The 11121-nt window shown below is 73.3% G+C and carries 12 protein-coding genes; 5 read left to right on the top strand and 7 right to left on the bottom strand.

Going from position 1 to position 11121, the window contains the following annotated elements; all coding sequences use genetic code 11:
- Positions 1-1580, top strand: a 1580-nt coding sequence (locus ACFWBW_RS36975) for a LuxR C-terminal-related transcriptional regulator (protein ID WP_385382623.1), incomplete at its 5' end; no start/stop codon positions are given.
- Between the two features lie 122 nt (positions 1581-1702).
- Here the strand turns inward: ACFWBW_RS36975 and ACFWBW_RS36970 are convergent.
- On the bottom strand, positions 1703-2107 hold the full coding sequence (locus ACFWBW_RS36970; protein ID WP_385382620.1) for a transglycosylase SLT domain-containing protein: 405 nt from the start codon (positions 2105-2107) through the stop codon (positions 1703-1705).
- 415 nt (positions 2108-2522) lie between these two features.
- Here ACFWBW_RS36970 and bla point away from each other — a divergent pair, with 415 nt between their 5' ends.
- The gene (gene bla, locus ACFWBW_RS36965) at positions 2523-3383 is read left to right on the top strand and encodes a class A beta-lactamase (protein ID WP_385382675.1); all 861 of its coding nucleotides are present in this window, start codon (positions 2523-2525) and stop codon (positions 3381-3383) included.
- Positions 3384-3390: 7 nt separating this feature from the next.
- Here bla and ACFWBW_RS36960 read toward each other — a convergent pair whose 3' ends face one another.
- Together ACFWBW_RS36960 and ACFWBW_RS36955 are read right to left on the bottom strand one after the other, a co-directional pair.
- Entirely contained in the window at positions 3391-4296 is a 906-nt protein-coding gene (locus tag ACFWBW_RS36960) for a D-hexose-6-phosphate mutarotase (protein WP_385382617.1), read from the bottom strand.
- 165 nt (positions 4297-4461) lie between these two features.
- Entirely contained in the window at positions 4462-4620 is a 159-nt protein-coding gene (locus ACFWBW_RS36955; RefSeq protein ID WP_385382614.1) for a hypothetical protein, read from the bottom strand.
- 220 nt (positions 4621-4840) lie between these two features.
- Here ACFWBW_RS36955 and ACFWBW_RS36950 point away from each other — a divergent pair, with 220 nt between their 5' ends.
- Positions 4841-5770, top strand: coding sequence for a hypothetical protein (locus tag ACFWBW_RS36950; RefSeq protein WP_385382611.1), 930 nt, complete (start codon positions 4841-4843; stop codon positions 5768-5770).
- 81 nt (positions 5771-5851) lie between these two features.
- Positions 5852-6538, top strand: a complete 687-nt coding sequence (locus ACFWBW_RS36945) for a DUF4230 domain-containing protein (RefSeq protein WP_385382609.1) — start codon at positions 5852-5854, stop codon at positions 6536-6538.
- Between the two features lie 19 nt (positions 6539-6557).
- On the opposite strand, the gene ACFWBW_RS36940 is transcribed toward ACFWBW_RS36945, so the two are convergent.
- The 3 genes from ACFWBW_RS36940 to ACFWBW_RS36930 form a co-directional block, all read right to left on the bottom strand.
- On the bottom strand, positions 6558-7295 hold the full coding sequence (locus ACFWBW_RS36940) for an SAM-dependent methyltransferase (RefSeq protein WP_385382606.1): 738 nt from the start codon (positions 7293-7295) through the stop codon (positions 6558-6560).
- Positions 7296-7518: 223 nt separating this feature from the next.
- Entirely contained in the window at positions 7519-8604 is a 1086-nt protein-coding gene (locus tag ACFWBW_RS36935; protein WP_385382602.1) for a WD40/YVTN/BNR-like repeat-containing protein, read from the bottom strand.
- Between the two features lie 106 nt (positions 8605-8710).
- Positions 8711-9409, bottom strand: coding sequence for a beta-glucanase (locus ACFWBW_RS36930; protein ID WP_385382599.1), 699 nt, complete (start codon positions 9407-9409; stop codon positions 8711-8713).
- A gap of 206 nt (positions 9410-9615) precedes the next feature.
- Here ACFWBW_RS36930 and ACFWBW_RS36925 point away from each other — a divergent pair, with 206 nt between their 5' ends.
- A complete protein-coding gene (locus ACFWBW_RS36925) occupies positions 9616-10269 on the top strand; it encodes a GNAT family N-acetyltransferase (RefSeq protein WP_385382596.1) in 654 nt (217 codons plus the stop codon).
- Positions 10270-10290: 21 nt separating this feature from the next.
- Here the strand turns inward: ACFWBW_RS36925 and ACFWBW_RS36920 are convergent, their stop codons facing one another.
- Entirely contained in the window at positions 10291-11019 is a 729-nt protein-coding gene (locus tag ACFWBW_RS36920) for an intradiol ring-cleavage dioxygenase (RefSeq protein WP_385382593.1), read from the bottom strand.
- Positions 11020-11121 lie beyond the last annotated feature (102 nt).

Below are 11121 nucleotides of genomic sequence, written 5' to 3'. Positions count from 1 at the left end.
TGGCCGGGTCGGTGGAACTCACCGCGCACGAGGATGCCCGTACCGCACGCCTCACCGCCGCGGCGGACTACGCCCGCCTGGCCGGGCATGCCCGCAGGGCGCGCCGGCTGCTGGCGGCCACCCGGGAGGGCGCGTCCACCGATGCGGTGCAGGGCCGCACGGAACTCGTCCGGGGCAGCATGGCCCTGCGGGACGGGCCGGTCGGCGACGCCTACCAGGCGCTGCTCATGGCCGCGGACCGGCTCGGCCCGTCCGACGCGGAGGCGGCTCTGGAAGCCAGGATGGAGGCCATGGACGCGGCGTGGGCCGCGGGCGACGCCGCCGCCTGCCTCGCCGCCCTCGCCGAGGCCCCGCTCGCGGCTCCCCAGGATCCGGGGCTCGACTTCCGGGCGGGACTGCGCACGGCGATCGTCGGGCGCCTGGCCGAGGCACGATCACCGCTGCGCCGGGTCCTCGACCGTGCGCAGGACGACGACGACCCCACCCGCCTGCTCCGCGCCGGGGTGGCCGCACTGGTGCTCGGCGACATCACGGCGGCGTGCCGGACCAACGCGCGGGCCCTGGCGGTATCCCGGTCGCAGGGTCTGGCCTCCCTCACCCCGCGGATCCTCGAACACCTCGCGTACGCCGAACTGCGGGCCGGCCAGCACGCGCGGGCCAGGGCCCACGCACAGGAAGGTCTCCGCGCCGCCCACCGGGCCGGGCAGCGCAACGTGGCCGCCGGTCAGCACGCGATCCTGGCCCTGGTCGCCTCGGTCGAGGACGACGCGGCAGCCGTCGCCGCACACGCCGGGGCCGCCGTGGAGATCGCACGCCCGCACGGGCTCCTCCAAGCCGTCACCCTGGCCGAATGGGCCTCCGCGCGCGCCGACCTGTGCCGCGGCCGGCCCTTCGAGGCCGCTGCCCGGCTCGGCCCACTGACCCGGCCGGGCCCCGGGCGCGGTCACTTCGCCGTGCGGATGCTCGCCCTGCCGTGCTTCGTGGAAGCGGCCGTACAGTCCGGGGCCGCGACGGAGGCGAAGGAGGCTGTCGAGGAGTTCGCCCTCTGGGCCGACCTGGGCACCGACCCGCAGGCACCGGCGCAGTTGGCCCGGTGCCGGGCCCTGGTCGCCCCGCCGGACGACACCGCCGATGCGCTCTACGCACTGGCGCTGACCCGGCACGAGACGGTGCACGGTGACTTCGAGCGGGCCCGCACCCAGCTGCTGTACGGGAAGTGGCTGCGCCGCCGGCGCCGCCCTGCCGAGGCGAAGAACCGGCTGCGGGACGCGCTGGTCACCTTCGAGCGCTGCGGGGCCCCGGCCTGGGCCGAACAGACCCGCGCCGAACTGCGGGCAACCGGTGACGCACCCGCCCCGGTACCGGCGGGTGGTCTGGCCCTGCTGACCCCGCAGCAGTTGCGGATCGCGCGCTGTGTGGCCGAGGGCGCCACCAACCGGGAGGTGGCGCTGAGCCTCTCCGTCAGCCCGCGCACCGTCGACCACCACCTGCGCAACGTCTTCGCCGTGCTCGGAGTGCGCTCCCGGACGGAGCTGTCACGGCTGGTGGACCGGACCGAAAGGGGCGGCGCACCGTCGTGAGGGCTCCGCACCCGGAGGGCTCCGGTGGGCCCGGTGGGCCCGGTGGGCCGTGTGCGTACGCGACAACGCCCGGCCGGGGTGTCCGGTCGGGCGTTGTCGTGGTCCTGCGGTCCGCTGGTGGTTTAGTACCAGTGGTGGTTCTGCCAGAACGTCCAGGCACCGGCGGGGCTGCCGTAGCGGGAGTTCATGTAGTCCAGGCCCCACTTGATCTGGGTGGCCGGGTTTGTCTTCCAGTCCGAGCCCGCCGAGGCCATCTTCGAGGCCGGCAGGGCCTGGACCAGGCCATAAGCGCCCGAGGAAGAGTTCGTGGCGGTGTGGTTCCAGCCGCTCTCGCGGGACACGATGTTGTTGAACGCCGCGAACTGCGCCGGGTCCTTGATCATCTGCTGGGCGATCGCCTTGGCACTCATCGGGGCGGCCTGCGCGGGAACCGCGGCCAGCATGGAACCGGCGACACCCAGGGCGAGGACGGTACCCGCGAGGGTCTTCTTCGAAGCGACGATGCGGCGGATGACGACGTTGGACACGGACAAACCTTCCGAAGGGAACAAGGACAGTCGCAGACGTGCACGAGCCACTCACGTGAAAGAGAGGGGTTCACCGGGGGGATCAGAAAACCCGGAGGTCTCCGTCCGCCCTGCGACTCATCCAGTTCTACGGGGGTCCCCGACGCCTGGCAACGACCCCCTCTTACTAGTGACCCTCGCAGCCGGGGCTCAACGACCCCCCTTGGTGCGGCTGGATATCACCGCAGGTCGCAGACCATGCGACGGGGTGGGTAAGGGCCCCTTAAGGACTACTATCCCGGCTCGTATGTGACCAAGGTCCTGTGGGGCGGGTCACCGCCAAACCGCCCGAATCTCACCCTCCGCGACCACCCGAACCCCTTCCAGCGGAAGGGTCGGGCCTGCTTACAGCCCCCGGATCCAAGGCCACAGCCGCATCAAACACCGCTTTCCGGGCGCCTTCGCCGTAACCCCCTCCCCCGCCGACACCACGGCGGTCGCGCACGCGCTTGCGGAGCTGGAGCGGGCGCACTCCGCCCGCCTGGGCGTCTACGCCCACGACACCGGTACCGGCCGCACCGTGCGGTACCGGGCGCAGGAGCTCTTCCCCCTCTGCTCGGTCTTCAAGACCCTGGCCGTGGCCGCCGTACTGCGTGACCTCGACCGGGACGGGGAGTTCCTGGCCAGGCGCGTCCGCTATACCGCGCAGGAGGCCACCGCCTCCGGGTACGCGCCGGTCACCGGCCGGCCGGAGAACCTCGCCCGCGGGATGACCGTCGCGGAGCTCAGCGATGCCACGATCCGCTTCAGTGACAACGCCGCCGCCAACCTGCTCCTGCGCGAGCTGGGCGGCCCGACCGCCGTCACCCGCTTCGCCCGCTCGACCGGGGACGCCACGACCCGCCTGGACCGGTGGGAGCCGGAGCTGAACAGCGCCGAACCCGGTCGGGTCACCGACACCACCACCCCGTACGCCATCGGGCGGACCTACGGGCGCCTCGTCCTCGGCTCCGCGCTCGAGCCGGCGGACCGGCGGCGGCTCACCGGCTGGCTGCTGGGCAACACCACGAGCAGCGAGCGGTTGCGGGCCGGGCTGCCGGAGGGCTGGACCGTGGCGGACAAGACCGGCGGGGGCGCGTACGGCACGAACAACGACGTGGGCATCGCCTGGCCCCCCGGCCGGCAGCCCCTCGTCATCTCCGTCCTGACGACCAAGCCGCGCCCCGACGCCCCGGCGGACAACCCCCTCGTCGCGCGGGCAGCCGCACTGGTGGCCACGGCCCTGAGCGGGCGGTGACCTGCCCTCACTGCTCCGACATCCGCAGCTCCACCGCCAGCCGTCCCGGCCGGCCTTCTTCCGCCACGAGCGGCCGTCCCACCCGGGCGGTCTCCGCGCACACGAAGTGCCGGTGCTCCTGCGGTGCGACGTCGGCCAGGCCCCGGGCGAGTTCGGCGCCCGGGTTCCAGACCACCACGTCGCTGTGGTCGTGGTGGGCGAGGGCGACGATCCTTGCCAGCACCTCGTCCCGCACCGTGGTGACGGGTGCCGGCGCCGTCTGGAACCGCTCGACGTGGTCCACGGGGGTCAGCGTGCCGTCCTCGTCCGCGTAGTGGCGCCGGGTGAGCCCGTCGGTGTGTTCGGGTCCGAGGCCCGCGAGGTGCGCCCTTCCGAGGTCGCCGATCCGTACGTAGGTGTGGAGGGCGGCGGTGGCGGTGTGGTCACCCCGGTCCTCGATCTCGATGAGGCAGGTGTCGGTCAGGGTGTACCGCGCCACGAGGACGAACTCCTCGGGCCACAGGGCGCGGGTCTCCGGGGAGGGGCGCAGCGTGCATTCCACGACGACCCGGTCCGCGTCCTCCTCCCACGCCGTCAGCTCCCAGTCCGTGGTCCGCGCGAACCCGTGCGAGGGCGAGCCGGCGGGGCCCGCCGGGCCGAACCACGGCCAGCACAGCGGGACTCCGCCGCGCACGGCCGTTCCGCGCCGCCACAGGTCCGGATCGGCGGACCACAGCACACCGGGGTCGCCGGGGCGGGTCGCGGCCGGCCGCCAGGTGACGAGCTGTCCGCCCTGGATGCTCAGACACGCATGTCCGGCTCGCGGGTGGTCCACGACGAGGACGGGGAAGTCCGCGTACCTGCGGCGGGTGAGGGCCGGGGAGAGTTGCTCCTCGACGGGCAGGGCACGGAACTTCTCGAAGATCTGATCCATGCCCCGACCTTCCTTCACGGCCCGGAGCGGGTCAAATCATCCTGGCCGGGGACGGTTGTCCTCTGCTCTCGGGACTTACGGCCTGCGCCTTTCAATTGCCTCGCTCCTCATCAACCCCCCGTTGCACGATTGCCCCATGAGCACCTCCCAGCGGCCCCGCAGCACTCAGCCCGGCCCGGTCGGGAAGCCGCAGCCCGGCTCCTCGCCTCGCTCGCTCCGCTCACCCACCGCGAGCGGAACCGCGCGGCCGTCGCCCAGGTGCGCGCGCTGCCCCCGGCCGAGGTGCCGGACCTGCTCACGGAGCTCGCCGACCCCGACCGGCACGTCCCGGACACCCGGGCCACGGCTCTGATCTGCGCCCGCTCCGTCCCCGCCTCCCGAGTGCCCGGCGGGTTGCCGGAGCGGCGGTCGGAGGACGCCGACGTACTCGGTAGTGCCCGTGAGCACGCAGGACCGTACGGCGGCGGGACAGGGGGCCAAGGGCCCCCTCGGGGGGACCAACGGCGGCCCGGGGCCGGGGCGCCCGGTGACTAGGGTCGTAGCCATGACCACTCAGCGAATCCTCGACCTCGACCGTGACGCGCTCTCCGCCCTGCGCGGACGCGATCTGACCCGGGCGGTGGCCGCAGCCGAGGGCCGCACCATGGTGGCCGAGGTCTTCGCCGAGCGCGCCGCGCTCTCCCCGCACCCCGACGGGCGCGGCGTGCACAACGCCGAGCTGGTGGCTGCCTTCGGCGCCGACATCGTCATCCTCAACCTCATCGAGCGCGCCTGGGACGGGGAGCGGCTCGTCATGCCCGGCCTCGGGACCTTCACGTCCTTCACCGATCTCGCCCGCCTGATCGGCCGTCCCGTGGGCGTGAACCTGGAGCCCGGCGACGTCCCGGAGATCCGCCGCGCCACCTCCGAGCACGCCCGGCGGCTCGTCGACATGGGCGCCGCGCTGCTGTGCATCACCGCCAACCCCGGTACGGGCGGCACCTACGACGGCATGGCGCGGGTCACCGAGGAACTGCGCAAGGGGCTCGGTGACGACGCGGCCCTGTGGTCGGGCAAGATGCACCACGCCGGCTGCCCCGAACGCGTCACCCCCGCGCGGCTGACCGCCCTCGTCGACGCCGGCGCCGACGGGGTGGTCGCCCCGCTGCCGGGAACCCTGCCCGGCATGACCCGTGAGCTGGCCGCGACGGCCGTCGCGGCGGTCCAGGACGCGGGTGCGATCGTCATGGGAGCCATCGGCACCAGCCAGGAGGGCTCCCACGCGAACGTCGTGCCGCAACTCGCCCTGAACGCCAAGGAAGCCGGCTTCGACGCCCACCACTTCGGCGACTCCTACCTTCCCGGTATGTGCGACCCCGAGGTGATGTACGCCTACTCGGTGGCCATCCGCGGCCGCCGTCACACCTGGAACCGCATGTCCTTCGCCCCCGGCCGCTCCGCCCACACCGGGGCCGCACCGGGCGGCAACTGGTAGAGCGGGGCGGCCAGTTCCGCGCCGCACGCCGCCCAGGGCCCTTCGAGGCGTGGGACCGCGCTGGGCGGGCATCCGCAGGGCATGGACAACTCATCGCACGACGCGGAGCGCGAAGCCGCACCGCGAAGAGAGCGGCGTCGGTTGCCGTGGTGGGGACGGGCCGCGGGCGGGCTGGCCGTGCTGGCCGTGGTCCTGGTGCTGGCCGGCCGGTTCAGTCTGCTGCCCGGCTTCGGCGATCTGTTCCGCGAGAGCACCGTGGACCGCTCGGGGCCGGTCCTGCTCAAGTCCATCCAGGACATGCACCGTTACGAGGGCGCCGCCGGCAATTTCCAGGTCGTGGTGGACCTGGAGAAGGACGCGGCCTTCCTGCCGGACTCCGTCCGGGGGACCCGGACCCTCTACGTCGGAGCGGGTTCCGTGAGCGGTTACGTGGACCTGGGCGGACTCGGCGAGCAGGCCGTCACCGTGAACGAGGAGCGCACCAAGGTCTCGCTCCGCCTGCCCCACGCCGTCCTCGGGACGGCGGCGCTGGACCTGGACCGCTCGTACGCCGTGTCCAAGCAGCGGGGACTGCTGGACCGGCTGGGCGACCTGTTCACCGACAATCCGGCGGGCGAACAGGCCGTACAGCGCCTGGCAGTTCAGCACATCACCGAGGCGGCTCGCGACAGCGGGCTCGTCGAGCGCACCGAGAAGAACACCACGACGATGCTGGAGGGCCTGCTGCGCTCCCTGGGCTTCCAGGAGGTCACGGTCGGCTACGTGTGAGACTGCCGGACGGCTTGCTTCAGCTCGGCGTCCGGGACAGGACCAGGGAAACGAAGCCCCAGGAGTCCCGGTAGGTGCGCAGCCATTCGGTGCGGCGGGCCGTGGCCGTCGCCAGCACGTGCGCGCCGTCCGGGTCGGCGGGGTGGTCCACGGCCCACGAGGCCAGTGACCCCCAGCAGGCCCATTCGTAGTCGTCCAGTTCGCGGCGGGTGCTGACGTGCCCGTGGACGGGAGTCCAGCCGTCGGCGACGACCTGGTCCACGGTGGTCGCCAGGTCGGCCAGGTCCCCGAACATCTCGACGGCCTCCGGGGACGGGGAACGGTCCCAGAACCCCTCGCCGATCAGGACCCGGCCGCGCGGAGCCAGGTGCTCGCGTGCGGCGGCGAGGGTGGGCAGCAGACCGCCGAAGGCGTGCGCGGCCCCGACGCTGAGCACCAGGTCGAACGGCTGCGGGGAGACGAAGTCCGCGGCTTCCCGGTGGTGGAGGAGCAGGCGGTCTGCGACGCCGAGGCGGTCCGCCTCCTGCCCGGCCTGCGCCAGAGCGTCCTCGGAGATGTCGACGCCCTCGGCGTGCAGGTCCGGGCGGGTGGCCAGAGCACGCAGGAGCCATTCCCCTCCGCCGCAGCCGAGATCGAGCACCCGCTCGTCGCCGCGCGGGAGGCCCCGTTCCAGGAGCCGGCGCACGGATTCGTCGTCGAGCGGGGACTTTATCGGGTGGTCCGCATGGGCGATCGCGGAGATCTGTTCACGGTTCACCGGCGCAGCTTGCCAGCCCCCTCGGGCGCCGCGCACCTCCATTTCGATCACGGAATCGAACGTCCGCCGGATGGCGGATCCGCGGAGTCCGTGCCCCGTACGATCGATCTCAGTGGATCTCCACGGCGCGCGGGCGTTCACGTTCCGTGCGCACGGCCCCGACCCGGACCTCTACCCGGCCCGCCTGCGGGCGGCGGGCGGCGCCGGGCGCCGGAACCGCCGGTCAGCTTCCGCGCACCCCTTCCAGGCGCCCGACCCGCCCCTTCTCCCCCGCCGCCCAGCAGCCACCGTCCGGTGCGCAGGTGACCGTGTCGAACGAACCCGGGTCGAGCGGTCGCCAGGTGCGGCCGCCGTCCCGGGTCACGTCCGTGCCCGTCGGGCCCACCGCCAGGGCCGTGCCGGCGCCGTACGGGAACCAGGCCGCGCCCGAGCGGTAGGCGGGCGGCGGTGTCGACGACTGGCTCCACGTGCGGCCCCTGTCCGAGGACACCGCCGCTGCCTGCGGGGAGGCCTGCCCGGTGCGGTAGTCGCCGCCGACCGCCAGGCCCCTCGTACGGTCCTTGAAGGCGAGGGCGAAGACCCCGCGCGCCGGGTCGCCCGCGGGGAGGGTGGAGTCGGCGACCTGCCAGGTCAGGCCGCGGTCCGCGGAGTGGAGCACCCGCGCGACCGGGCCCCCGCCGGTGGCCAGCCAGACGTCGCGCGGTCCGGCCGACACCAGGCACTGGCCGCTCGCCGCGAAGCCCGCCTCGCCCGGCAGCGCGTCCGGCATCCCGGCAGTGGGCAGCACCTGCCAGCTCCGGCCGCCGTCGTTCGTGGACAGGATGCGGAACTTGCCGTCCACCGGGTCGCTCATCGCGAGCCCGTGGCGGGAGTCGAAGAAGGTGAGGCAGTCGTAGAAGGCCCGCGGGTCGGGGTTGCGGAAGGTCTCCGTCCAGGTGACACCGCCGTCCTCGGTGCGCAGCACCCTGGAGGCCTCGCCCTCGCCGATGGACAGGGCCACGGCGCGCCGCCCGTCGAAGGCCTCGATGTCGCGCAGCTCCAACCCCTCCGCGACGGCCCCCGGCGGTGAGACGTCGCGCCAGCTGCGACCTCCGTCCGTGGTGCGCAGTACGGTCCCCTTCGAGCCGGCCACCCAGGCCGTGGACCTGCTCACCGCCGACAGTCCCCGGAAGCGGGCGTCCTTGCCGGTCTCCTTCAGCGCCCAGTGCGCGCCCCGGAGGTCCCGTGACTCGCCTGCGGCCTGCGCCGGGGCGGCCACCACCCCCAGCAGCAGAGCCGCCGCGCACATGCCAACTCCCAGAAGTCTCATGGCGCCGGAAGCTAACGCACCCCGGATTCGGCGTCCAGGGCGCGTCCCGGCCACCGGCTCCCCGTGGAATCCGGGCGCCGCCCGGCGCTGCCGCCGCGCCGCCTCGCTAGAGCAGCCCCCGATGGGTCCGGTACACCCTCAACTGCGAGACCTCGTAGGACAGCTCCGTGACCCCGGGCTCGGGTGCCGGGTGGTACCTGCCCGCGCAGACCGAGAGGTTGACGATGAGGTACGCGGACCAGCGGCGGCCCACTCCCCTGCCGTCGCTGAAGACCCGGTCACCGTTGACCCACCAGACGACCGAACCCTTCCCGAACTCGACCTTCAGATCGATCCACGCACCAGGCCGCACCGCCGGGTCACGGTGGTAGCGGTGTGCCTCCCGGACATGGTTCGAGAGTTCGAGGAGGTCCGGGTTGTCGGGGTGGTACTCGAAGACGTCGATCTCCTGACCTCCGTCGCGCCAGGTCCAGATGGCGGGCCAGGCCCCAACCTCCACCGGCAGCTTCACCCGGGCCTCCAGCACGTCTCCGGTGCGCACCTCGAAGCCCTCGTCACTGCCCTCGGTCGTCAGCAGTCCACTGTCCCAGTTGCCGTCGGGACGCGGCGTCGCCCGGAAGACCCCGCCGCGGCTGTAGGCGGGGTCGTCGGTGAGGTGGTCCAGCTTGTTGTCGCCCGGGTTGACCGGGCCGCCGTCGGGATAGGCCCACGAGTGGCCCGCGATCCACTGGGTGGGAGAGGCGAAGTCGGCGGTGAAGACGGGAGTTCGGCGCGGGCGGGGCAGGAGCCGCAGCCGTTCGATCATGTCCGAGAGCATGGAGGTTATCTGCCCGCCAGGGCTCCCCCCACACCTGGATCATCACGCACCGCGATCGACTGGGCACTCTGCGTCTCTACCGGTGGGGCCGTCCGGCGCCGGGATGCGGGCATGCCCCCATAGCCCGATCCGACGCCCGATGCGTAAGGTTCCCATATAGCTATCGGTCATTACCAGCCAGGGGGCAGGCAGTCATGTCGGACACCAGGACCAGTGAGCTCGTACGGATGTGGGTCGACGGCTGGACCGTCTCCCGCGGCAGCTCGGACCCGATCGACGAGCCGTGGGGGTGGACGATCGACGTCGGGCAGCCCCAGCACGTCGCCCGGCACGTGCTCCCGGAGCCCACCGAGGCCGATGTGCGCAAGATCGTGGCCGCGACCAGCGCGCCGGGTACCTGGCTGAAGCTGTTCGCCGAAGACGGGGCGGTCCTGCCCTGGGTCGGGCCTGGCTGGCGGCTCGGCGGTCCCGGCTTCCTGATGACCTGCCATCTCGCACCGGAGCGCCCTGAGGTGCCTGCCGGTTACACGCTGACCAGTTGGACCCGGGGCGGCGTCAGCCGCGTGCTGGTCCGTACCCGTGCCGGCCACTTCGCCGCCCGAGGGCAGATCGCCCATGTCGGCGCGCATGTCGTGGTCGACCAGGTGGAGACCGCCGCCGAGCACCGGCGCAAGGGCCTCGGCGCTCTGGTGATGCGGACCTTGGGGAGCACCGCGTACGAAGGCGGCGCAAGGACCGGCCTCCTGGTCGGCACGCCGGAGGGCCAGGCGCTCTACTCCTCGCTCGGCTGGACCACGCGCTCCCCCATGGCGAGCCTCTGGTACGAGCCTTCGGACGCCGCGCCGTGAGCCGAACGGGCGCGGTGGTTCTCAGGTGATGCCGATGGTGTACGCCGCCCGGTAGCCGGATGCGTCCGGTGACGGGGTCAGGGTCATCGCGGCGCCCGAGTCCCGGTAGCGGCTGTCGCGCGTGTTGGGGTGGGCCGGGGCCGGGCGGCGGGCGTAGGGCTGGAGCTTGTACACGCGCACCAGGAGCTCCTCGGGGAAGAAGAACTGCGAGGTCGTCCCGGTGCGCTGATCGGGGCGGACCTTGAAGTGGATGTGGGGCGCCAGACCCCGGTACCAGCCCGGCACGATGGTGCGGAAGGTGCAGCGCCCTGCGGCGTCCGTGAGCTGGGTTCCGCGGAAGAAGGTGTCCTTGCCGGTGGAGTAGGTTCCCGAAGGGTCCGCGTGCCAGACGTCGACCGCGGCGCCCTCGACCGGTTGGCAGCCTGCCGGTACCCGGAGCACGGTCAGGTCCAGGCGGAACGGCACGCCGGCCCGGCCTTCCGTGATGTCGGACCGAACCCGGTCCAGGTCGAGGTAGTACGGGCCCTCGCCCGACTCCGTGGTCAGCACGCACGCCGGGGTGGACGATCCCGTCGCGGTCGCGGTCGCGCTCGCGGTCCCGGTCGGGGACGCGGGGGCCTGAGGCCGGCCGGCCGCCCCCCGTGTGGTGGCCGGACCCGAGCAGGCGGCCGCCAGTGCTGCGGCTCCGGCCGATCCGGCGGCGAGCAGGAGTGTGCGGCGGCTGGTCCGGGCGTTGCCGTTCTCCGTCATACGCACCCCTTCGCGCGTTCCAGGGACCGTCACGGGCGGACGGCCACAGGCCGCGCCCACCGTGCCGGACGGCCAGGGCCCGGACCAGGACCGACACGCCTC

This window comes from Streptomyces sp. NPDC059957 (assembly GCF_042730015.1).
Lineage (GTDB): Bacteria > Actinomycetota > Actinomycetes > Streptomycetales > Streptomycetaceae > Streptomyces.
This window is presented reverse-complemented; position numbering and strand designations above follow the sequence as displayed.